This is a genomic window from Paraburkholderia sp. 35.1, from assembly GCF_050436525.1.
In the GTDB taxonomy this organism is placed as follows: domain Bacteria; phylum Pseudomonadota; class Gammaproteobacteria; order Burkholderiales; family Burkholderiaceae; genus Paraburkholderia; species Paraburkholderia tuberum.
On record NZ_JBNDMJ010000002.1, the window covers coordinates 2,200,616 to 2,222,519 of the forward strand.

The 21,904-nt window shown below is 65.1% G+C and carries 18 protein-coding genes and 2 pseudogenes; 10 read left to right on the top strand and 10 right to left on the bottom strand.

Annotated features, from left to right (window positions below; all coding sequences use genetic code 11):
- Positions 1-141 precede the first annotated feature (141 nt).
- Together OKW27_RS16015 and OKW27_RS16020 are read left to right on the top strand one after the other, a co-directional pair.
- Positions 142-1,698 (top strand): ABC1 kinase family protein, encoded by a 1,557-nt coding sequence (locus OKW27_RS16015; RefSeq protein WP_429334057.1) that lies wholly within the window; start codon positions 142-144, stop codon positions 1,696-1,698.
- 35 nt (positions 1,699-1,733) lie between these two features.
- Positions 1,734-2,040: pseudogene (locus OKW27_RS16020) on the top strand (EamA family transporter); the annotation flags it as partial.
- Between the two features lie 36 nt (positions 2,041-2,076).
- On the opposite strand, the gene OKW27_RS16025 reads toward OKW27_RS16020, so the two are convergent.
- Positions 2,077-3,024: a L,D-transpeptidase gene (locus tag OKW27_RS16025; protein WP_429334058.1), complete on the bottom strand. Its 948-nt coding sequence runs from the start codon at positions 3,022-3,024 to the stop codon at positions 2,077-2,079.
- A gap of 448 nt (positions 3,025-3,472) precedes the next feature.
- Between OKW27_RS16025 and nadE the strand changes: the two are divergent.
- A pseudogene (gene nadE, locus OKW27_RS16030) lies at positions 3,473-4,332 on the top strand (ammonia-dependent NAD(+) synthetase).
- Positions 4,333-4,443: 111 nt separating this feature from the next.
- Here the strand turns inward: nadE and OKW27_RS16035 are convergent.
- The 5 genes from OKW27_RS16035 to OKW27_RS16055 all read right to left on the bottom strand — a co-directional run bounded on the left by OKW27_RS16035 (position 4,444) and on the right by OKW27_RS16055 (position 9,740).
- The gene (locus tag OKW27_RS16035; protein WP_090806224.1) at positions 4,444-4,710 is read right to left on the bottom strand and encodes a hypothetical protein; all 267 of its coding nucleotides are present in this window, start codon (positions 4,708-4,710) and stop codon (positions 4,444-4,446) included.
- Between the two features lie 427 nt (positions 4,711-5,137).
- Entirely contained in the window at positions 5,138-5,500 is a 363-nt protein-coding gene (locus OKW27_RS16040; RefSeq protein ID WP_429334059.1) for a hypothetical protein, read from the bottom strand.
- Between the two features lie 79 nt (positions 5,501-5,579).
- Positions 5,580-6,251 carry a hypothetical protein gene (locus OKW27_RS16045; RefSeq protein WP_090806228.1) on the bottom strand — a complete coding sequence of 224 codons (672 nt, stop codon included), beginning with the start codon at positions 6,249-6,251 and terminating at the stop codon, positions 5,580-5,582.
- 184 nt (positions 6,252-6,435) lie between these two features.
- Positions 6,436-8,100, bottom strand: coding sequence for a S10 family peptidase (locus tag OKW27_RS16050; RefSeq protein ID WP_429334060.1), 1,665 nt, complete (start codon positions 8,098-8,100; stop codon positions 6,436-6,438).
- 80 nt (positions 8,101-8,180) lie between these two features.
- A complete protein-coding gene (locus tag OKW27_RS16055; protein ID WP_429334061.1) occupies positions 8,181-9,740 on the bottom strand; it encodes a S53 family peptidase in 1,560 nt (519 codons plus the stop codon).
- 310 nt (positions 9,741-10,050) lie between these two features.
- Here OKW27_RS16055 and OKW27_RS16060 point away from each other — a divergent pair, with 310 nt between their 5' ends.
- On the top strand, positions 10,051-10,563 hold the full coding sequence (locus tag OKW27_RS16060; protein WP_090810096.1) for a DUF1993 domain-containing protein: 513 nt from the start codon (positions 10,051-10,053) through the stop codon (positions 10,561-10,563).
- A gap of 35 nt (positions 10,564-10,598) precedes the next feature.
- On the opposite strand, the gene OKW27_RS16065 is transcribed toward OKW27_RS16060, so the two are convergent.
- Positions 10,599-10,787 (bottom strand): hypothetical protein, encoded by a 189-nt coding sequence (locus OKW27_RS16065; protein WP_090810098.1) that lies wholly within the window; start codon positions 10,785-10,787, stop codon positions 10,599-10,601.
- A gap of 146 nt (positions 10,788-10,933) precedes the next feature.
- Entirely contained in the window at positions 10,934-11,614 is a 681-nt protein-coding gene (locus OKW27_RS16070) for a LysE family translocator (protein WP_429334062.1), read from the bottom strand.
- A gap of 153 nt (positions 11,615-11,767) precedes the next feature.
- Here OKW27_RS16070 and OKW27_RS16075 point away from each other — a divergent pair, with 153 nt between their 5' ends.
- Together OKW27_RS16075 and OKW27_RS16080 are read left to right on the top strand one after the other, a co-directional pair.
- Positions 11,768-12,238, top strand: a complete 471-nt coding sequence (locus tag OKW27_RS16075) for an Lrp/AsnC family transcriptional regulator (RefSeq protein ID WP_018425024.1) — start codon at positions 11,768-11,770, stop codon at positions 12,236-12,238.
- 96 nt (positions 12,239-12,334) lie between these two features.
- Entirely contained in the window at positions 12,335-12,568 is a 234-nt protein-coding gene (locus OKW27_RS16080) for a hypothetical protein (RefSeq protein ID WP_090806236.1), read from the top strand.
- A 70-nt stretch (positions 12,569-12,638) separates the two neighbouring features.
- On the opposite strand, the gene OKW27_RS16085 is transcribed toward OKW27_RS16080, so the two are convergent.
- Positions 12,639-13,115 (bottom strand): OsmC family protein, encoded by a 477-nt coding sequence (locus OKW27_RS16085; protein WP_090806238.1) that lies wholly within the window; start codon positions 13,113-13,115, stop codon positions 12,639-12,641.
- A 47-nt stretch (positions 13,116-13,162) separates the two neighbouring features.
- Positions 13,163-13,555, bottom strand: a complete 393-nt coding sequence (locus OKW27_RS16090) for a hypothetical protein (RefSeq protein ID WP_429334063.1) — start codon at positions 13,553-13,555, stop codon at positions 13,163-13,165.
- Positions 13,556-13,704: 149 nt separating this feature from the next.
- Here OKW27_RS16090 and OKW27_RS16095 point away from each other — a divergent pair, with 149 nt between their 5' ends.
- From OKW27_RS16095 to OKW27_RS16110, 4 genes are all read left to right on the top strand, one after another.
- The gene (locus OKW27_RS16095) at positions 13,705-15,708 is read left to right on the top strand and encodes a VTT domain-containing protein (protein WP_429334618.1); all 2,004 of its coding nucleotides are present in this window, start codon (positions 13,705-13,707) and stop codon (positions 15,706-15,708) included.
- A 780-nt stretch (positions 15,709-16,488) separates the two neighbouring features.
- On the top strand, positions 16,489-17,730 hold the full coding sequence (locus OKW27_RS16100) for a phospholipase A (RefSeq protein ID WP_184068068.1): 1,242 nt from the start codon (positions 16,489-16,491) through the stop codon (positions 17,728-17,730).
- Between the two features lie 297 nt (positions 17,731-18,027).
- Positions 18,028-19,260 (top strand): hypothetical protein, encoded by a 1,233-nt coding sequence (locus tag OKW27_RS16105; RefSeq protein WP_176078987.1) that lies wholly within the window; start codon positions 18,028-18,030, stop codon positions 19,258-19,260.
- Between the two features lie 16 nt (positions 19,261-19,276).
- Positions 19,277-21,874, top strand: coding sequence for a response regulator (locus OKW27_RS16110; RefSeq protein WP_429334064.1), 2,598 nt, complete (start codon positions 19,277-19,279; stop codon positions 21,872-21,874).
- Positions 21,875-21,904: the final 30 nt, after the last annotated feature.

Sequence of the window (21,904 nt, forward strand, 5' to 3'; positions counted from 1 at the left end):
GCCGCCCTTGCGCGCGAACACGCCAGCCATCGCGCCGACCTGCTAACCTTGACGGCTGGACTCGCCGGCCATGCGGCGAACGCAACGCCGCCGCCCGGCCGAGTCCCGCGCACAACGCCTCGCCCGTCAACCGAACCGCCGATGCCGCCACTGTTTCGCCGTCTACTGCTGCTGTTCCATGCGCTGCGTTACGGCGCGCGCCTGATCTGGCTCGCCGCCCCGCCCGACCACAAGCTGCACTGGATGATCGAACTGATCGGCCGCGTGCATGCGTCGGAGCGCAGCGGCGCGCAGTTGCATGGTCTGCTGCCGGCGCTCGGTCCGCTCGCGAGCCGCTTCGCGCAGACGCTCGCCAGGCGCCCCGAGCTCGCGAGCGGCACGCTGCATGACGCGCTGGACGCCATCGATCACATGGAAGTGCCGCTGTCGCCGGACGACTCCGCGCTGGCTTTGACTCGCGCGTTCGGCCGGCCGCTCGGCGAGCTGTTCAGCGCGGTCGACCTCGTGCCGGTACGCAGCGGCTTCGCCGAGCAGACCCATTTCGCGCGGCTCGCGATGCCGCTCAAAGGTCATCACGAAGTCGCCGTCAAACTCGTGCGCGCGCAGCAGTTGCAACAGATCGGCGATGAACTCGCTTTGTTGCGCTGGGTCGCGCGCTGGCTCGAAAAGCTGTCGCGCGTCGCGCGCCGGCTGCAGTTGCGCGCGCTCGCGCAAACCTTCACCGACGACATCCTGCGCCGCTTCGACCTGCGCGCCGAAGCCGCGAATCTGAGCCAGACCGGCCACGATTTCGACGGCGACAAGCGCATCGTCGTGCCGGACGTGATCTGGGAGCTGTGCACCGACCACACGCTGACGATGCAGCGCGTCAACACGCTGTCCGCGAGCGACCTGCCCGCTCTGCACGCGCACGGCATCAAGCTGGCGCCGCTCGCCGCGCATATCGTCGAGATCGTCACCGAGCAGGCATTCGAGCATGGCTTCTTCCACGCGACGCTCGATGCGCGCCGCGTGCGCGTCAGCATCGAGCCGGACACGCTCGGGCGCCTCGTGCTCGCGGAGTTCTCGATCATGGCGACGCTGTCGAGCGACGAGCGCGAATTTTTCGTGCACGGCGCGACCGCGTTGTTCGACCAGGACTACGGGCGGCTCGCCGACATGCATCGCGAGGCCGGCCACGTGCCGGACGACACGCGCGCCGAGCTGCTCGAAGCCGAGCTGCGCACGCGCGCCGAAGCGCACTTCGCGGCGGCGCCCGCGGATCGCTCGGCGAGTTCGCTGTTTCACCATCTGCTGCACGGCGTGCAACCGTTCGACGGCCACGTGCCGGGCGCGCTCGCGACCGCGCAGCGCTCGTTCCAGCAGGCGGAGATGCTCGCGCGGGCGCTGCATCCGGGCATCGATACATGGAACATCGCGCGCGGCGTGCTCGCCGATATCGCGCGACGCGATCTCGATCATCGCGGCTGGCTCAAGCGACTGTCACACGAGCTGCCGCATCTCGCGCATATGCTGCCGCGCGTGCCGCAACTGGCGGTGCGCTATCTGCAGCAGCACGATCGCACCGGCACCCCGCAGCAGAACGCGCAACTGCTCGCGGATCTAGCGCGCGAATACCGGCGCACGCGCTGGCTGCTGTGGGCATGCGTCGTCTGTGGCGGCGTGCTCGGAGCGGGGATGACGCTGCTCGCGTGGTGACGGTCCCGCGCGCGCGTTGCAGCTTTGAACAAGACGCGGCGATCGTCGCGGGAGTGCTGGCGCTGGCGCTGGCGCTGGCGCTCGGTGAGCATCGCTGGATCGCGTCGCCGACGCTGTGGGCATCGCTCGCGTGGGGCATCGTGATGCTGTCCGGCATCAGCGTCACGTTGCTCGTCTGGATGGTCCGGCGCGGCGATGCGGGCGCGCGCGACCGCTCTGCTGTTTCTTGCGCCGCCGCTTGCCGCGCTCGAAGGCTATCTGGGGTTCGGCGAAACGCTGCTGCCAGTGCAGATCGCCGGATTTGCGATCGCGCTGGCTGGCGTGTTGTTGGCGAGGTCGTGAGGGGCGCCGCGCGCCAGTATTGCCACCAAGCGCCCGTCAGTCGGCCGTATCCGCGCGCGCGGGCATTTTCGCTCGCGCAACCGCGCCCGGTGCTGGCGACCACGCCGGCCGACTCTTGCGCTGCGAATCGACCACGACGATAAAACGCCCCGCCCACGGCATGATCTGCCGGTCGCTTTTCAGCACCCACAGCGATTGGCCGGAATCGACGAGCTGCGCATATGCTGCGTCGAGAATCCCGTAGTGATCGAGAAACGTGTTCAGCGATGCGGGAATCCGCACGCAGCCCTTCGAATGACGAATGCCGAGCAGCGGTTCGAGCCGCTCGGGGTCGGTCGCGTGCATCTGGAAGCGCATCTGCGACATGCCGCCCTTGCCCCAGCCGCGTTCACCCAGCGCCCAGCCGAGGTCGAAGATGCGCATATCGCGCCGTCCGTAGCCGCGAATATGGTTTTCGTTCTGGGTGCCCTCGGAGCGGAAATCCATGTTGTCGGGCGTATGTTCGAACACGCCGAGCGGTGTGATGAAGTGGTCGTACTCGCCGGGCCGTCCCGTGGATACCGGGGATGCGCCGATCATCTGCCAGTTGTCGGCGGGCGCCGGGCGGAAGTAAATCAGGAGCGCCTGCACGTTCGCATTGCGGTCGACGAGCACCACGTACTCGCCCGACAGATTGCCAAGCTCGTTCTCATTGAGCGCCGTCTCCAGACGGTTGGCGTACGCTCGCTGCGCCGCGACGGGCAGTCTGAGCCGGCGCGTCACGTCCCGCGCGAATACGTCGCGCAGCAGGAACGCGCGGCGCGGATCGACGACGCCAGCCGCGTCGGGCGCGGCGATGGTGGCGGCGTCGATCGTGGGCAACGGCCGGCTCGCGCCATTCCATGCGTTGGCCGGATTGGCCAGATTCACCATATGCGCCGCTGATGTCGCGGATGCAGGTGACTGAGCGCTACCGGGCGCCGCCGCATGAACCGGCGCCGCCATCGCACCGGCACTCGAGACGACGGCTGCGCAAACCCACGCGCAAATCCTCAGGCGGTTCAATCCAGGCTGGCCAGGCCGATCTGGGTATCTCATCGCGTCTTGGAGCAAACATGATTATTATTGATCGCACGCCGGGTCCCTGCGGCGTTCGGCACGACCGATGTTACTCAGCGAAGCGAGGCGTGTCGATGAAAATACCTTCTAACCTGCGAACTCTTCAAAAATGATCGGCTATTTTTCGACAATCGACATGCCAGCGAAAATGCAATTAATACGCAATAAATCGGTCATCGGAAAATCAAACCCCAAAAGGCATATACGATTTCGTTCGACGAAAGGTAGACCGAAGACGGCGGCACGTGCCGATACTCACGCCGTTTTTCAATCTGCTTGCAATCTGTTTCAAGCCGCTTCAATCGCTTTTTCTCTCGCGAGGACAACAACGATCATGGCTCAATCCGATCCAGCCGCGCGCCAGGCCCGCATCGCGACTGAAATGCACGTCGCCGCCGAATTCGACGCAAGCCGCGAAATCGAGCGCCGGGTCGATTTTCTGGCGAACTATCTGCGCAACAGCCACCTGAGAACTTATGTGCTCGGCATTAGCGGCGGCGTCGATTCGACTACGGCCGGGCGTCTCGCGCAACTCGCGGTCGAGCGTTTGCGGGCGAACCATTACGACGCAAGTTTCGTCGCCGTCCGTCTGCCTTACGGCAAACAACGCGATGAAGCGGATGCGCTCGAGGCATTACGCTTCATTCGCGCCGACGAAAATCTGACTATCGATATCAACCCGCAGCCGATGCGATGCTCGAGTCGCTCGATAAAAGCGGCGTGTCGTTCAAGGACGAATCCCAGCGGGATTTCGTGCACGGCAATATCAAGGCGCGCCAGCGGATGATCGCGCAATACGCGGTGGCTCGCGCGCGCTCGGGCGTCGTGATCGGAACGGACCACGCGGCCGAATCGGTGATGGGCTTTTTCACGAAGTTCGGCGACGGCGGCGCCGACGTGCTGCCGCTCGCCGGGCTCAGCAAGCGCCGCGTGCGTGCGGTCGCGAATACGCTCGGCGCGCCCGACGCGTTGGCGCATAAGGTGCCGACCGCCGACCTCGAGATGCTGCGGCCGCTTCGTCCCGACGAAGACGCATATGGCATCCCATACGACGCGATCGACGATTTTCTCGAAGGCAAGCCGGTCAGCGATACCGTGCGTGACGTGGTCCTAAAGTTTTACAACGCGACGCGTCACAAGCGGGCGCCGCCGTATACGCCGTTCGATTGGCCGGCGTCGCCGGATGGGCAATGATGCGCCCGCGAACGGCGCTCTCAAACGAATAAAGGCGGTGGACATGCGCGCGTCGTCGCGCCTGTCCACCGCCTTCGAAAACAATAGAGCTTACTGCGCCATCCGCGGCGCTTACTGCTCGGGCGGCGGTTCGTCGCTGAACAGATCGGCGCTCGCTTCGAGCGGCTGGCCACCCAGTTGCTTGCCTTGAATCTGCCGCGCGATCACGTCGCCGACATACGGCACACTCGCGTCGAGTTCGATCGTCGCGTAGGCGCCGGGCTTGCCGGCGTCCACCACCTCGACGTGTTTCGCGTAACGGCCGAGTTCGCGCTTCAGAAATTCCCGCACATCCTGCTCGCTGCACGATTCGGCGATATTGCGCACGGTCAGGTTCATGCGGCCTACCCTCGCCGCGCCTGGCGGTCCGTCCGTCGGTCAGGGCTTGCGATACGCACCGGTCGCAGCGCGGCACGCTGCTTCGTCTGAGTCGCGCCGAGTGCGCGAAGTGCGACGACGCCGGTCGCGCCGGCTAACCCCATAGCGAGCCATGACAAGTAAAAGGCCATCGTTCAAATCTCCTGTGCGAATTGCATCCTGTTGTCAGAATAGCCCGCTTCGACAGCGAACACACTGTGACGCAGCGTCGTAGGCAATGGCGAAACGTCCCCGTCGATGCACTGTACCTGAATCGGTCGCGCCAATCCTGGGAAGACATCGGCTGCCTCAGCACCTTGCATGCCTGGCGAGCCCCGGCCCGGCACGCAGACCTATCGTCGAAGGTAGCGTGCGGGGGACGTGGGCAAAGGCGGACTGATCGCGCCGGTCAGTCCGCCGCTTGCACGTTCGCCGCGCTCACCCACCACGCATTCTTACCTTGCGGCAGACGGACCAGCACCGCGGAAGGATCCTCGACGCCGTCATCGGCGATCTGGCATACCGGCAGGCCGTCGGGCAGACGCTTCACTTCGCCAGCGGCCTCGAACAGCGCGATTCGCTGCGCATCCAGCGGGCGCAGTTGCCGATACACGTCGAAGCTGAGCGCCGCGGGCACGTCGCCGCGAATCTCGAGCTCATTGGCGCGCGCGCAATGCGCCGGCGAGACGGCAACCGCGGCGGCGCTGCCGCTCAGGCAACCGCTCAGGCAGCCGATCGTCAGCGCGACGGCGGCGAGACGGGAATGGATCATCGTGTTTCTCCGAAAAAAGTGAGGGGCAGCGAACCGTGGTTCCGCGCGGAATGCGCAAGCGTGCGGACGCGCGGCGCGCTCAACGCTGGCGGGCATGCGCGTCGCGTCGGCTGTCTTCGCTGTCGACGCCATCGTCGTCGCGAGTCGCGAACTCGAGCCGGCTCACGTCGCAGGACGCCTGGCCAAAGCCCGCATACACCGCCGACCAGTTTCCGACGATCACCGCTTGCGCCTGCGCGAGACTCAGCTTGCCTTCGCAGACGCAACGCTTGAGCAGCGCCGCCGCGCGTGCCTTGCGGCGCTCACCCTGCGGGCCGGACCACGGCAACAGATCGAGATTGGCCGGCGCATCGGGCGATCCGCCGAGCATGACCGGCACACGCCGGTCGAGCGCGAACGCGGCGACGTCATCCGCATCGATGCCGCGTGCGGCAAGCATGCGATCCTTGTGCGCCATCAGTTCGTCGAACGGCGGCGCGACGGTTTCCGCATAACCGGGGCGGCAAATCGTCTGGCCGATCGACTGCTGGGTCACGCGTTCGTCGAGCACGGCGCTCGGTTGCGCGGCGGCATCTCCGATGCGCAGCGCGAGCAGTGCGCCAACGGTGACGAGCAGCGCACGGTGCGTGATGCGCACGCGCGGACGAAGGACGCGCGTGCGTCCGAGCCGCGGCGCGTTGGCCACGTCATTGCTGCTGGTCGTGTCGCGGGAAAGACCGCGCCGATGGGTGTCTGCGATGCCTGCGTTCATTCGTCGGCGCGCCGGCGGCGGCACGCGGTAGTTCAATTCGCAAGGCAATTAAAACACATTCAATATGGATGAGTACAAAAGCCGGGCATGAGGGCGCGGCGTTTGCCGGCTCGCGGCAGCCGCCGCGAGCCAGCGCAGACCAACCCAGCGCGACGTCGCGATGAGTGGGAGCGCCCCGCCGCCTCTACTTCGCCACCCGCGCCTGCAACGCGCGGATCCGCCCGAGCGCCTGCGCGTTCGACACCGTCTCTTCGTACATCTTTGCGAGGTCGGCTTTCAGCGCGGTGCGCGAACCGCCATCGAGATACACCATATGCCCAGATGGATAGAACCGTGCCGACAGGTTCTGCCGCACCTGCTGACTGACCAGCGGCATCTGCTGCAGATCGAGCACGGTCTGATAGAACGGCGTGACGAAATCGAAAAAGCCATTCGCCGACAGCACCTTGAGGTCGGGATTGAGCGCCATCACGGCGGCAAGGTCGCCGGCCGTGTACAGAATGATGTTGCCTGTCGAGTCGAGACCCTTCTGCGCGCCGGTTGGATCGATATGGCCGAAATCCCAGTACTTGAACGCCTGATCGTTGAGGTCGGTGAACGACGAGTTCGACGTGTACTTCAACTGCTCGTTCAGATAGACGTTCCACATCGTCGTGTAGACGCCGGTGACCGCGGTCATCGTCGGATCGTTGCCGCCGGAGTTCGGGTCGATCTTGCCGGCGATGCCGGTGTCGATCGCCGTTACGCGGCCGTCGTAGGCGCCGAGCGCGAGGCCTTGCGACTTCAGCAACGTGGTCAGGAACAGCGAATTGCCGCGGCTGTCGTAGCCCGCGATGTCGAGGCTCCACGCGAGCAGCGTCGTTTTGTCGATGCCGGTGTATTCGCTGAGTTTTTCGGTGGTCGCGGAATCTGTGGTCGGGAACTTGCGCAGCGCGGCCAGGTAGTCGGTGCGCGCGAACTGCGCGACCTCCTCGGCGAACGCGCCGAGATCGGTCGGCCGCGGCGCGACGCCGAGCTTCTTGTGATACCACGCGTCAGCGGCCGCCGTGGGCAGCGCGCCGACCGGATTGCCCGATTGCGTGTAATCGAGAATCGACGATTGCAGCGTAATGCCGTTCAGATCGACCCCATCCTCGTGCAGCCGGTACGCGAGCACGCAGCTGCGCGCCGTGCCGTAGGACTCGCCGAATAGATACTTCGGCGAATTCCAGCGGTTGTTCTTCGTCAGGAAACGCTTGATGAACTGCTTGATCGAATCCGCGTCCTGATCGACGCCCCAGAAGTCGCGATTCTTCTTCGGCGCGATCGCCGCCGAATAGCCGGTGCCGACCGGATTGATGAACACCAGGTCGCTCTTGTCGAGCAGACTGTCCGGATTGTCTTCGAGTGAATAAGGCGCAGGCGGCGTGAACCCCGGCATCGACGTCTTGATGCGGCGCGGCGCGAACGAGCCGAGCAGCACGAATACCGACGACGACCCCGGCCCGCCGTTATAGAAAAACGTGACCGGCCGCGTTTCTTCCTTCTGATGGTCCTGCGTGAACGCGACGTAGAACATCCTCGCCGACGGTTGCGAGCTGCTCGGATCGACGATCACCAGATGGCCCGCGGTCGCCGTGTAGTCGATCTTGTGACCGCCGATCGTCATCCAATGATGCGTGATCGCGGCCGTCTCGACTGTATCGGTAACCGAATCGTCCGGGCCGTTGCCATAGGCGACCGGGTCGAAGAGCGGCTGGTCGCCGGCCTTGTGCGGCGCGCTCGTGGCGGTGGACGCGCCTGCCGAGGCCGTGGCATGCGTGTTGTGCGGCGAATGCTGGCTACCGGAAGCTGATTCTGTATTCGTCATGATCGCTCCAAGGGTTCGTTTTAATTGCCATGCGTCCTCGTTCTTACGTCTCGTTGTTGTGTTATGCGCTGCGTTGCAGACTATAGTGCGCCCGCCACCTTCCCGCCATTGGGGCTGCCCAGTCCCGTGCAGGCATCCCACCCCTTCGACGCCGCGAAGCTGCCGTTGTTGCCCTGCGTGATGTCGTTGCAGACGCCCGGCGCCTTGTACAGCTTAGCGTTGACGAAGCCGGCCGGCTGTCCCTTCGCCGCGTTGATGCGCGCGATCAGCGCCGCCCACAGCGGCGCGACCGCGCTGGTGCCCCCCACCACCGTTTGCATTCCGTCGACCAGCACGTCGTAGCCGGTCAACGGCGAGGCATCGCCCGCGACATCCGGCACGCCGCGCCCGCCGAGCGGCTGGCCGCCGCCGCCCGTCGCCGTGACCGACAAACCCTGCTGCCACGCCGGCACCGGAAACGCGCGGCTCACGCCGCCGCCACTGGCCCCACCCTGCTCGCCGTCGTTCCACACGACCTCGCGCGTGATCGCCGAACCGGACGAGCTCAGGTGCGTGCCGCCGCAAGCGAGCACATACGGGCTCGACGCCGGGAAGTCGACCGCGTCGCCGCCGCCCGAGCCGTCGCTCGATCCGCTGTCGCCCGAGGCCGCGCAGATGGTCACGCCGAGCGCCGCCGCCGATTGCAGTACGCTGTTGAGCGCCTGCATCGACTGGCCGGTCCACACTGATTCCGGCGCCCCCCAACTGATCGAGATCACCGACGGCTTGTTAGTTGTGTCGTGCACCGCGCGGCTCACCGCGTCGATGAAGCCGGCGTCGCTGTTCTGCGTGAAGTACACGGCGATGGCCGCGCCCGGCACGATGGCGCCGACGATCTCGATGTCGAGCGTGACCTCGCCGTCCGGCCCGTTCGGATCGCCGCTCGGCTCGTTGCCAGCCTGATCGACGCCGACCGGGGTCACGGTCGGCTCGCTTACGCCGAGGCTCGAGAAATAGGTCTTGAGGTCCGACGTGTTGTAGCCGCCGCCGAGCTCGATGATGCCGACGCACTGACCGCCGCCGACGCCTTGCGGAAACTGGTAGAGCGAGGCGAGCTGCGGCGGCGAGTACGACGTCTGCCCGGCGCGCGCCGGCACGAACGGCGGCCGGATGCGAAAGTGCGGACGCGCCTGCGGCCGGTTGTCGAGTCCGAGCACCGCCTCCACGACGCCATGCAGATCGTCCGGCACGCTGATCGTGCCGGTGCGGCCACGGAACTGGCCGGCCGCGTGATGCCGGTAGAGCTCGAGCTTGACCTCGAACGCGCTCTGGAATTGCGCGATCGTGCCGCTCAGCAGCACCGAGCGCGCCGCCGGATCCTCGCGCGCGACGGTGAGCCCATGCGCGGCCGCGAACGCGCGGACCTTCGCGATGTCATCGGGCGCGGCGCCGTAGTCCTGGGCGAGCGCCTCGCGCGACAGCGGCTTCACGCTCGCGTCGCCGGCTTCGATGCGTTTCATCAAGGCGTCGAACTGCGCCTGCTGCTGGCGGCGCAGCATCACGAAGACCTCGATCCGCTCGGCGGGATCGCATTGCCCGATGACCGTCGTGCCCTGCGCGACCTTTCGCTCGCTGCCCGGCAATGGATGCTTGGTGACCATGTATCGACTCTCCTGTTAGCGTGGCTTCGCACGCGGTCATGCACGACCCCGCGGCCCGGCGGCGGCCAGGCACGCCACGCGCCTGCATGAAGCGCATCGTGGCGATACGCGGCAGGGGTTGTTCAAGAACTTCGTCCACGCGTCCGACCAAAGCATTCGAACACAGTTCCGGCCAGCGCGACAGTCGTCCGCATGGCCAGGGTCTAATGCGCGGCGTGGATGCGACACGCTATGATGCTCAAGCGGCATTCCCGCCGTTTCATTGCCGCGCGCGCCGCCTGCGCGCACGATCGAGAAATCAGAGGAACCCATGTCAATTTCGATGTATCAAGCATCACTGCCTGTGCTGATTCGCGGCCTCACGAACCTCCAGGCCATCCTGGGCAAGGCCGAAGCGCACGCGGCCGCAAAGCAGATCGAACCGTCGGTGTTCACGAATGCCCGGCTCGCGCCGGACATGCTGCCGTTCGTGCGCCAGGTGTATATCGCGAGCGATACCGCGAAGGGTTGCGCGGCGCGCCTCGCCGGCGTCGAGCCGCCGAAGTTCGACGACGTCGAGCAGACTTTCGACGAACTGCAGGCCCGTATCCAGAAAACGATCGATTACCTGAAGGAATTCAACGCGGCGCAGATCGACGGTTCGGAAAGCCGCACCATCACGCTGAAACTGCGACCGGGTCCGATCGAGTTCACCGGAGCGTCATATCTGTTCGGTTTCGTGCTGCCGAACTTCTATTTCCACGTGACGACCGCGTATGACATCCTGCGTCATAACGGTGTCGAGCTCGGTAAGCTCGACTATCTGGGCGGGATGCAGCAGTAAACGGAGCAGGCGGGTCGTCGATCGCGCGGCCGCCCTCACGCGTGCAGGCGCGGCTGGAATGCGATCACCGCCATGCCGGCCAGCGTCAGCGCGACGCCTGCCGCGTCCCACGGCGTGGGCCGCACCTCGTCCACGACCCACAGCCACGCAAGCCAGCGCCACGGCAGGTAACAGCCGAGAATCTCGGCGACAGCGGTCACGACATACAGCAGGAAGGTTTGCATCGATGAGCGTGAGAAGGTGGTTGTGTCGCCGCGCGTGCGCGCGGCCGGCTGCGCTATCGGCTTTATTAACACAATCACCTGGCAGCGCGGCCTTTGCATCGGCTGTATGCGCCACGCGCGACGAATGCAAAAGCCAGCTCCGAGTTTCAATCCAGCGAAAGCCGCAGCGCGAAGCCGATCAACGCAGCCGAGAAGGTCCACCGTTGTACGGTCTGCGCCAAAGGATGGACGCGCATCCAGTTGGCGATGCGCGCAGCGCCGATCGCATACAACGCGTCGAAGCATGCGCCGATCACGAGCAGCACGACACCAAGCTCGATCATCTGCCACGCTACCGGCCCCGCTTCCGGCCGCGCGAATTGCGGCAACAGCACCGAGCAGAACAGTAGCGCCTTCGGGTTGAGCAGGTTCGTCAGCAGACCTTTGGCGAACGCGGTCCGCAACGGCCGCACCGCATTGCCCGCATCGCTCGAAGCAGTGGATTCCACTCGCGGCGCGCCGGCCGCTTGCTTGTCGCGCGACCCGGCCGGCAATGCGAACCCGGGCGAGCGGAAGATTTGAATCCCCACCCACGCGAGATAGACGGCGCCGGCATAGCGCACCGCGTCGTACAGCCACGGCGCGTTGCGCAGCAGCGCCGCCATGCCGCACGCCGACAGCGTCACGTGCGTCGCGCGCGATACGCCGAGCCCCGCCGCGGCCGCAAAGCCGCTGCGCACGCCGCGCGCGATGCTGGTTTGCAGGATCAGCGCCATGTCCGGCCCAGGCACCGCATAAACGACAATCAATGCCGCCACGTAGACGGCCAGCAGGTGAGCTGAAATCATCGGAGCCTCCTTGTTCGAGGCTCCATGTTGCTATCGGATGCGGAGCGTTTGCTGGCGATTTTCAGTCATCTGCATTCAAAAAATAGCGGAATGCGCTAATATTTCGACATCTGGCGATGCCTTCCACCACCCTGCAGCCCCCCCCTCCCGACCATGTCCACGGACGATCTCGACAAAACCGATCGCGCGATTCTCGCCGCGCTGCAAAACGACGGCCGCATGTCGAATGCGCGTCTCGCCGAGATGGTCGGCCTTAGCGAGACGCCTTGCGCGCGGCGTCTGAAACGTCTGGAGAACGATGGTTACATCGACCGCTACCGCGCGGTGCTGTCGCGCGCCGGGCTCGGTCTGGGCGTGATCGCGTTCGTGCTCGTGCGCTTCGCGGTGCACGACCGCGTCGTGGCCACGCGCTTCGAGCGCGAGGTGCAGGCGATCCCGCGGATCCTGTCGTGCCACAACGTGTCGGGCAGCGCCGACTACATCCTGCAGATCGTCGCGCGCGACCTCGACGACTACGGCACGTTCATGCGCGACGAACTGCGCGGCCTGCCGGGCGTGACGTCGGTGGAATCGGCCTTATCGTTGCGCGAAGTGAAAGCGTTTGGCGGTCTGCCGCTGTCCTGAGCGCGAACGTGGCATAGTCCCCCCTTTAGTCCCCTTTAGTCCCCTTTTGAAGCGGCACGAGCCGTTCCGACGCAACCCGACGACCCCGGAGTTCCCATGGATCACGACAAGGCGCGAGCCGAAGAAACCGCCGCAATGGAACGCGTGTTGACCGCCACGATGCGGGTGCAGACCGCGTTCGCGTCGCTGCAATCGCAATTCCCGCCGGCAGGCAGCGGCAAGCCCTCGCAATTTGCGCTGCAGACTTTCGACGCCGCGCTGCAGGAACTCGAAGACGCACAAGCCGCGTTCGACGAACTGCTCGGCGATCTGCTCGACGGCAATCGTTGAGCGCTAGCGAGCGTCTGGCCGGCGCCACGCTCGCCAGCCGGCTCGCACGCTTCGCGCCGCCGCATGTGCCTTAACGCGCGTCCGTCTCCACCACCGGCTCGCAGAGAATCGGAAAATTGACGGAGTTCGCGACGTAGCACTTCTGATGCGCGACGTGATGCAGATGCGTGGCCAGTTCGACATCGCCGCTCGCGCGGATCGTCACGCGCGGGCGCAGCACGATCTGGGAAAAGCGGCCTTCCTGCGCGGTATCGAGCATCGTGCCTTCGGCGTCGTCGCGATAGTCGAGCACGACGATGCCCGCCTCCGAGCACAGATGCAGATACCACAGCTTGTGACACGCGCTCGCCGACGCGACCAGCAGGTCCTCGGGATTCCAGCGCGTCGCGTCGCCGAGAAACGCCGGATCCGACGAGCCCGGAATGTCGGGCTTGCCGCCGGAAGAAATCACGTGATCGCGGTCGTAGTCGCGGTAGCCGGAGGTGCCGCTGCCGCGGTTGCCGGTCCATTTCACCGATACGTGGTACTTGTGCTCGCCGTGCGCCATTCGCTTCCCCTTTGGTCGGATCGGACCTGCATTCTATCCGCGCCACACTAGCGCGGCGGCGCCGCGCGGCCGGTCACGTTCGGCGCGCGTGGGTCGGGATTCATATAGAGCGCCGTGCCGTTCGCGCGCATGTTGTTGAGCGCGGCGCCCGAGCCGGTCGCGCCACCCGAGCCGAGCCCGTACGAGCCGCCCGCCGACATGCCGGGCACCGGCATGGCACTCGGACTGACGCCGGTACCGATGCCCATCGCGCCGCCGACAGCCGCATTGCCGCTGCCCCCGCTGCCCCCGCTGGTGCCCGCGTTCGTGCCCGCACGAGTGCCGTTTTGGCTGCCGCCAGGATTGCCCGGTTGCTGGGCCTCTACCGTTGCGGCGGCCCCCACCGTCAACAGCGCCGCAAGCAACGCCGACCACACGATCCCACCTGTTGCTGTCTTCATCGCTACCCTCCAACCGCATCGATCCGCCGAGCACGATATCTATTCTGAGCCGATCGCGCGACCGATGCAGCGGCGCCGCTCCCGCCCGCGCCCACGGCGTGTCCGTGCGCGTTATGATCGATCGTTACGCCCGAACGGCCGATCGCACGATGGAGCACGCCTACATCCACCTTTTGCATCTGCTCGCCGGCCACTCGACGTGGATGCTCGCGGTCGTTTTCCTCGCCGCTTTTTTCGAAGCGATCGCGGTCATCGGCACCTTCGTCCCCGGCAGCACCGCGATGTTCCTCGCCGGCGCGGTGACGGGCACCGGCTCGCTGAGCCTTGCCTGGGTCTTCGTGTGGGCGATCGTCGGCGCGGTCGCCGGCGACGGCGCCAGCTTCTGGCTCGGCGCTCGCTACAGGGAGCGCATCGTCACTCTGTGGCCGTTCCGCGCACACCCCGGCGTACTCGACGCGGGCCAGCGCTTCTTTCTGAAGCATGGCGCGAAGAGCGTCGTGCTCGCCCGCTTCATCGGCCCGCTGCGGGCGATCGTGCCGGTCGTCGCGGGCATGATGGGCATGCGGCCGCTGCGCTTCCTCTCGATCAACGTGCTCTCCGCGCTGCTGTGGGCGCCCGCGCACATCCTGCCCGGCGTCGTGTTCGGCGCGTCGGTGCTGCTCGCGGGGGCGGTGTCGTTCCGGCTCGTCGTGATCATCGCGATGCTGGCGTGCATCGTGTGGCTCAGCTTTCGCGGCGCTGGGTTTCTGGTGTCACACGCGAATGCCTGGTCGAGCGCGGCAGGCCGTCATCTCGGCAGTTGGGCATGCCGCCATCCGGGTCCGCTCGGCCGCATCGCGCGCCGCATGCTCGACCCCGACACGCCCGATGCGACCCACCTGCTCGCGACGTCGCTGATCGTGCTGGTGGCCGGCGCGCTTTTCTTCGGGGTCCTTGAGGACGTCGTCAGCGGCGATCCGCTGACGACCATCGACCTGTCCGTTTATCACTTTCTGCAATCGATACGCACGCCGTGGGGCGACACGTTGCTCGCGGCGCTCGCGACGCTCGGCAGCGGCATCACACTGTTCGCGCTGGTCGTCACGGTCGCCCTGTGGATGGTGTGGGAGCGGCGCTGGCGCACGATCGTCTACTGGCTCGCGGCGGTCGTGTTTTCGCAGCTGCTGATTCTCGGCCTGCAACTCGCGATGCGCCGCGCCCCGCCCAACGAACTCATGAATGGCCACTTCGTGTTTCCGAGCAATCACGTCGCCGCGACGGTGATCATCTACGGCTTTCTCGCGTTTCTGCTCGCGCGCCGGATCGGCAAGCTCGGAGGCGTGCTGGTTGCCGGCGCCAGCATCATCGTCGTGATCGTGGTCGCGCTCGCGGGCGTCTACTTCGGCCGCTACTGGGTGTCCGACGCGATCGGCGGCGCGGCGCTCGCGTCTGTGTGGGTCGCGCTGATTGCGCTGACGGCGATCTGGCGGCATCCGCGGCCGCCGCCGCCGCGCCGTTTCATGCCGCTCGTGGTGCTCGCGGTCGTAGCGCTCAGTGTCGGCCTGCAGCTCGGCCTCGCAATGCCGACGCCGCCGGACGGCGCGCCGCAACCACCCCCCGTGCAGTTCACGCAGACGCAGTGGAAGCTCTCCGGGTGGAAGCGGCTGCCGTGCTTTCGCTCCGACATGGGCGGCGATCGCAAGGAGCCGCTGACGCTGCAATGGGTCTCCGAGCCCGCTTCGATACGCGAGCAGTTGCGCGCGCAGGGCTGGGTCGAGGGCACCGACGTGTCCGCGCACAGCCTGCTGTCGCTCGCTTCGCCCGACGTCGCGGCGGTGTCGCTGCCGGTGCTGCCGAAGCTGAACAATGGCGTGCCGTCGTCGCTGGTCTTCATGCGACCGGGCAATTCGCGCGAGGAACGCTACGTGCTTCGCTTCTGGCCGAGCGGCTTCGCGGTCGACAACGGCACCTCCGCGGCGCCGCTTTGGGTCGGCGCGTTCGCGCACGAGCGGCTGACGCGGCCCTCCTGGCCGCTGAACATTCTGCGCATCGATCACGGCGCGAGCCCGTTCGACGCGCCCACCAGGTCGGGCGCCGAGCTCGGCGCGACGGTTCTCGCGCAGGTCGATTGTCACGGCGTGCCGGTGTCGCTGCTGGTCTCGCCGAGGCAATGAGCTGCACATCCAGGCAACTTCAGGCATCTCAGGCATCCCCAACTCGACGATTCGATAAAGGAGACAACCGTGGGCCGCTTCGGAAGTCCACATCGACGTACCCGGCGCCGTCTATCAGCAATTGGCGCCACGGGCGGAACGCCTGCTGCGCCATATGCCGCGCGTGAGCGAACTCGACAATGCAAGCGCGCCGGAGCAATACCGGAAATTCGCCTATTGAAGAAAGCATTCAGTCGCCGCATTGGCCGCGCAACGAATTGTCACGAAAGCGAATCGCCAATTGACGCGCAATTGCCATAACGGAAATGACTGAGGCGACCGCGGGGATACACCGGGTCGCGAATGACAATCGATTTGACATTTAAGTCTTCGTTGCGCAAATGCAACGACACACCGGCATTATCCCCATTTCCCCCCGCTATTTGCACCGATAGCGCTCCTAATTCATTTTTCCACTCACGCAATCCGTAATCGCACTGGCAGAATGAGCAGAATGCCAGATAGCGGGAACCGGCATGCGTCGCCATTTCCGCAATGAAACACGGCGGCCGCGATTTTCTACCCAATTGCACGCATTAACGCTATCGTCTCTTTGCGACCTGAACTCTCGTAGACCACCAGGAGCTTCGTGTGCGGAATCGATCGATGTCTCGCGTGAAGAAAGACCGCCAGTCCGCCGTTCGCAGCCACCGCTCGCGTGTTTCCCGATTATCTTCAAGTCCGCTTTCCGGCTCGGTTTCCAGCTCGCTTTCCAGGCTTCTCCCCTGGTTATCGCTTTGCATGACTGCGCTGGTGCTCGGCAGCTACTCCGCGTATAGCGTCGCCGGCGTATCCGTATTGCGTCCGCCGCGCGAAGCGCTATCGAGCAGTCCACTCGAAGTGACGATCGTCTATGCCGGCGATCAACCCGGCGGCACCGAAGTCGACGTGCCGGCGCAATTGAATATCGCGATCAGCAATACCGACGTGGTACCGCATCGGCTCGCGCTCACGCGCGAAAGCGGCGCACCCGAGCATCTGAAGCTCGCCGCCGGCGAACTGAAGGCAGTGCGCTATACCGGCACGTGGCCCGAATGGGCGCGCGGCGCGATGCAGATCGACGTGCCGGATCTCGACGTGTCGCCATCGTACGTGCTGCTGACGCGTCCGCCGCGCTCCGGCAAGGACGCGGCGCTCGCGTCGGCCGGGAGCGCCAATGGAGCAACGGCGGCGGGCACCGCGAGCGGCGCACCGTCGTCGACGAGCCTGATCGCGTCGTCGCCCGCGCCATCACGACCGGATGCGCCGGTGCCGCAAATCAACACTTTCCTGAGCCGCTTCTCCGCCTTCGAACCGATGTATTTCGCCGATGGCGGCGGTAGCGAGTCCCTCGCGAAATTCCAGCTCAGCTTCAAGTTCCGCCTCGTCGTTCCGGACGACCCGCGCTCGCGTGGTTTCGCGGACAACCTGTACTTCGCCTATACGCAAACCTCGCTGTGGGATCTCAAGAAGTACTCGGCGCCGTTCCGCGACACCAGCTATATGCCGGCACTCTTTTATTACCTCGAAGACACCGGCTGGAAGAGCACGTGGTGGAGCAGAATGGGCGTGATGGCCGGCTACGAACACGAATCGAATGGACGCGACGGTCCGGAATCGCGCGGCGTCGACTATGTGTTCCTCAAGCCGATCTGGGATTTCGGCGACATCCACAGCTACCATCTGACCATCCAGCCGAAGATTTATTACTATACGCACATCGCCGGCGAGAACCACGACATCGCCGACTACCGCGGCTATGTGGACCTGCGGTTCATCTACGGCAGCCCCGACGGCGCGCAATTGGACACGACGCTGCGCAAAGGAACGCAAGGCGGCAAAGGCAGCGTCGATACGCAGTTCACCTATCCATTGGCGAAGCTGATCAATAGCCGCTGGGGCGGTTATCTGTGGCTTGGCTTCTTCAGCGGTTATGGCGAGGACATTCTCGACTACAACCAGCATCGCTGGATTGCGCGAATCGGCTATAGCATCACACGCTAATCCGGAATTCGCCCGGCATGCAAGCAAAGGGCCGCCGAGCGGCCCTTTTCCATTCGATGACGGCCCACGACGCGCCCTAATACATCGAAACTTCTGCCGTAATCCTTTCAAAAGTTTGCCCAAAGCCGACCTCCACCCGGCGGGCAACCCGTCATGGACCGCTCGTGAATGCTGTGTGCACGAACAGACGGGCATATCGGTGTGGATTTCTCTAGAGTTGAAGGGTCGCCGGTCCAACCGGCTGGCCACGCAGCGCGCTGACTTTTCCAGCGTCTAATCAAAACCACGGAAAAACCAATGAAAACCGCTCTCCTTAAAGACGTGTCGCCTGTTTCAAACGAGCCAACCGGACTTCTTTTGCATCGGAATAGTGCACCGCTTGCGCTCAAGCACGAAATTCACCCGGAACAGATCCGGGATAGCCTGCCGGCCCGTCAGGGGGGAGTCGGCTTTCTGTTCCACGCGACCGATTGGGAAACCCTTTCATTTTCTTTTCACAACGTTCGCGAACGAAGCGAATCGTTCGAAGAGGAGTTGTGGAAAACCAGGCCTTTCATCGCATCGCCGATCTATTCGGGCGCGCAGGTGATCGGCGCGAATATCGCCTGCCCGGTGCCGCTCGAAATGTGGCTCGGCAGCCCGCGCGGCATCAAGCGCTTTCGCGAGACGCAATTCTTTCCGGCGCTCGAACTCGCCCGAAAGGCGGGCTTGAACATGGTCGCGATGGGCGCGTCGACGCCCTACGCGTGCAACTACGGCGCGCTGCCCCGGCCGGTCAAGCCGCCTCACATCACGACGGGCCACGCGGCGACCGCGGCGATGCTGAAGGACTGGGCGATGCATTGCTGCGAACAGCTCGACCTCGAGCTCGGCAACACGAAGCTCGCGCTGTTCGGCGCGGCCGGCCGGCTCGGCACGACGGTCGCGAAGTATCTGCTCTACAAGGATGCGCCGAAGGAGCTGGTGCTGATCGATCTGCCCGACAAGATCAACCTGCTGATCGATCAGGCGAACGAGCTGCTCGCGTCGGACCTGCTTGGCAAATCGAAAGTCTCGGTGCATACGTTCAGCCCGGACACGCCGCTGCCGGACTTCGACGGCGCGATTCTCGCGAGCAGCACGAGCGTGCCTTACCTGAGCGCCGCCGATCTCAAACGCGCGCAATTCTGGATCGACGACTCGCATCCGCGCGCGGCAAGCGTCGCAGCGGAACTCGCTTCTCGCGGTCATACGCTCTATATTGAATGCTTCGCGCGCGGGCCCGCCGGACTCGACACCGCGTTCCCGTTCAGGCTGCCATCCACCCGCGACTGCTATACCTGCTTCGCCGAAGGCTATTCGGCATGGCAGGAAGGTATCGCCTCCGATTTCATCATTGGCAGCCCGCCCGTGTGGTCGGTCTCTTATACTCATGGTCTGCTGAAGAAGTATGGCTTTTCGGTCGGACCGTTTCACGGCAAGAACGGCGATTCGCTCGCCGAAGTCGTCGAATCACAGCAATTCAATACGCATGAAATGATGGGTTCCTAATGAACTCGGAGGCCTGATGGCGATACCGCGCGAAAGCATGCGGGATATGCTGGAACGAAGCAGGTTCGCAATTCGATGGGGAGGCGCACTCGGCCTCCTGTGTCACCCCATCTATTACGTCGTCTGGACCTACATCCTTCCGCAGCCTTACGACAACCTGCTGCTGCGGCTCAGCGCGGCGGCCGTCTGCGTTCCCCTGCTGTTCCAGGCGCGCTGGCCGAGGCGCTACAATCCTGCGCTGCTGATCTACTGGCATTGCTGTCTGATTTACGTGCTGCCGTTCGTCTGCACGTTCCTGACCGTCAGAAACGGTTTCTCCACGATGTGGATGATGACCGAGGTCATGATGATCTTCATTCTGGCGCTGTGTATCGACAACCCCCTGCTGCTGATAACGTGCATCGGTATTGGCGTGTTTTCCGGCGGGCTCGCCGGCGTGTTGAGCGCGCCGACGCCGGTCGTTCTCAGCGCGCAGGACAAGTCCAACCTCGCGTTGCTGCCGGTGGTCGTGCTGTGCAGCATGGCGTTCAGTCATGCGATCAGCAAGGGACGCATCTTCGTCGAAAAGAACCGCGCGTTGCAGGCGCTCGCGGGGTCCATCGCGCACGAGATGCGCAATCCGCTGAGCCAGTTGCGGCACGTGCTCGACCGCGTCGAGGAAGCGCTGCCCGCGGCGACCGAAGCGGGCGCGGCGCCGACGCTGACCGACGGCACGGCCTCGCTGATGTACAACCACCTCGCGCAGGGGCAATTGTCGATCGAGCGCGGCCTGCGCATCATCGCGATGACGCTCGACGAAGTCGCCGCGAAATCGATCCGCCCGGATAGTCTCAGCTACCTCCATGCTGGCGCGACCACGCGCAAGGCGCTCGCCGAATACGGCTTCGACAACGACAAGGAACGCGCGAAGGTGAGCGTCGTCGTCAGGCGCGACTTCGTGTTCAAGGTCGACGAGACGGTCTATCTGTTCACGTTGTTCAACCTGATCAAGAACGCGCTGCATCACATCGTCGCGTATCCGCAGGCGACGCTCACATTGACCGTCGACCGCGACTCGGTGATCGTACGCGACACCGGCCCCGGCATCGCGCCGGAGATCCTGCAGCATCTGTTCGAGCCGTTTCGCACGGCCGGCAACTCGGGCGGCACCGGGCTCGGGCTCGCGTACTGCCAGCGCGCGATGCGCGCGTTCGGCGGCAGCATCGACTGCGAATCGGGACTCGGCAAGTTCACCGCGTTCACGCTGCGCTTTCCACCGGTAGCGGCCGACGAGGTCGAGGAGCACGAGCGGCGCCTGTTCGAACGCGCGATGCCGGCGTTCAAGGGCAAGCGCGTGCTCGTCGTCGACGACGACGACACGCTGCGCGCCCGCACCCGCCGCGTGCTGACGCAGGCCGGCGCCTATGTCAGCGAGGCGTCGGGCGGCGAGCTTGCGCTCGCCACGTTGCGGCGCGCGCCGCTCTACGACCTCGTGTTGATGGACATCAGCATGTCCGCGATGGACGGCTACACGACGACCGAGCGCCTCCGCGCCGACAGAGACTGCCCGAACCGCAACGTGCTGATCACCGCCTATACCGCCGAACCGGGCATCGCGGTGCGACTGCGCGCGCGGCGCGCCGGCATGGACGAGATCATCAGCAAGACGTCGAGTGTGCAGGAGCTGCTCACCGCGTTGCAGACCCTCTTCGACAACGGTGCGCATCATCAGCCGGGCGAACTGCCCGATGTCTTCGCCGGCAGAACCTTTGTGATCGCCGACGACGACACCTACAGCCGGCTTGTCGCGAAGGCGTATCTGGAGCGCTGCGGCGCGAGCGTCGTCGAGGCCGACCACGGTCAGGCGGTGCTGACCAAATTGCACGAAGACGGCTTCATCGACGCGATCCTGATGGACGTGAACATGCCGGGCATGAACGGCATCGAGACGACGAAGTCGATTCGCGCGCGCACCGATGCCTACGCGACGCTGCCTATCATTGCGCTGACCAGTCACACCGATGCCGAAGCGGTGCAGGCCTGCGTTGCCGCCGGGATGAACGAGGTGTTGATCAAGCCGGTGCAGGCCGGCTCGCTGTACGCATGTCTCGCGCGGCAGTTCGGCACACGCGGCGCGCTGGTTGCGGACGCTCCGCAACGAATCACGGAAACCGCGGGCGGAGCCGCGCAAACGGATTTTGCGGCGACGCCGGTGGCATTGCCCCCCACTGCGAACGCGCCCGCGGCCGCCACCATCGCTGAAGAAAGCCTGCTCGACGAAGCGCACCTCAAGGAACTGGTCTCGCTCGATCTGCTTGACGAATCGTTCCTGAACGGCATCGAACAGATTCGCTCGCTCGTCGTGCGCCTCGCAGGCAACAGCGCGGCCGTCGATATCAAGGCGACGCACGCGAGCTTGCATGCGTTGCTTGGCGTCAGCGGCAACATCGGCGCGAAGGCACTGCATCGCTACGCACGGCAGATCTATCCGTGCGTGATCGCCGGTGAGTGGCCAGTGGAAACCGACTGGCACGCCCAGATCCGCGCGTTGGGCGCGCGCTCGACCGACGCCTTGCAGCGGTATTACGCGTCGGCGAAAGGGCGGCGCGATCATCGCGACGCACTGAGCGATTGAGAGGGCGGCCTCGGTCGCCCTCTTTGCAGC

Excerpts from the sequence above, each read along its gene's own strand:
- OKW27_RS16015 (WP_429334057.1), top strand. The coding sequence starts at position 142 with ATGCCGCCACTGTTTCGCCGTCTACTGCTGCTGTTCCATGCGCTGCGT.
- OKW27_RS16025 (WP_429334058.1), bottom strand. The coding sequence starts at position 3,024 with ATGGCGGCGCCGGTTCATGCGGCGGCGCCCGGTAGCGCTCAGTCACCT.
- OKW27_RS16035 (WP_090806224.1), bottom strand. The coding sequence starts at position 4,710 with ATGAACCTGACCGTGCGCAATATCGCCGAATCGTGCAGCGAGCAGGAT.
- OKW27_RS16040 (WP_429334059.1), bottom strand. The coding sequence starts at position 5,500 with ATGATCCATTCCCGTCTCGCCGCCGTCGCGCTGACGATCGGCTGCCTG.
- OKW27_RS16045 (WP_090806228.1), bottom strand. The coding sequence starts at position 6,251 with ATGAACGCAGGCATCGCAGACACCCATCGGCGCGGTCTTTCCCGCGAC.
- OKW27_RS16050 (WP_429334060.1), bottom strand. The coding sequence starts at position 8,100 with ATGACGAATACAGAATCAGCTTCCGGTAGCCAGCATTCGCCGCACAAC.
- OKW27_RS16055 (WP_429334061.1), bottom strand. The coding sequence starts at position 9,740 with ATGGTCACCAAGCATCCATTGCCGGGCAGCGAGCGAAAGGTCGCGCAG.
- OKW27_RS16060 (WP_090810096.1), top strand. The coding sequence starts at position 10,051 with ATGTCAATTTCGATGTATCAAGCATCACTGCCTGTGCTGATTCGCGGC.
- OKW27_RS16065 (WP_090810098.1), bottom strand. The coding sequence starts at position 10,787 with ATGCAAACCTTCCTGCTGTATGTCGTGACCGCTGTCGCCGAGATTCTC.
- OKW27_RS16070 (WP_429334062.1), bottom strand. The coding sequence starts at position 11,614 with ATGATTTCAGCTCACCTGCTGGCCGTCTACGTGGCGGCATTGATTGTC.
- OKW27_RS16075 (WP_018425024.1), top strand. The coding sequence starts at position 11,768 with ATGTCCACGGACGATCTCGACAAAACCGATCGCGCGATTCTCGCCGCG.
- OKW27_RS16080 (WP_090806236.1), top strand. The coding sequence starts at position 12,335 with ATGGATCACGACAAGGCGCGAGCCGAAGAAACCGCCGCAATGGAACGC.
- OKW27_RS16085 (WP_090806238.1), bottom strand. The coding sequence starts at position 13,115 with ATGGCGCACGGCGAGCACAAGTACCACGTATCGGTGAAATGGACCGGC.
- OKW27_RS16090 (WP_429334063.1), bottom strand. The coding sequence starts at position 13,555 with ATGAAGACAGCAACAGGTGGGATCGTGTGGTCGGCGTTGCTTGCGGCG.
- OKW27_RS16095 (WP_429334618.1), top strand. The coding sequence starts at position 13,705 with ATGGAGCACGCCTACATCCACCTTTTGCATCTGCTCGCCGGCCACTCG.
- OKW27_RS16100 (WP_184068068.1), top strand. The coding sequence starts at position 16,489 with ATGACTGCGCTGGTGCTCGGCAGCTACTCCGCGTATAGCGTCGCCGGC.
- OKW27_RS16105 (WP_176078987.1), top strand. The coding sequence starts at position 18,028 with ATGAAAACCGCTCTCCTTAAAGACGTGTCGCCTGTTTCAAACGAGCCA.
- OKW27_RS16110 (WP_429334064.1), top strand. The coding sequence starts at position 19,277 with ATGGCGATACCGCGCGAAAGCATGCGGGATATGCTGGAACGAAGCAGG.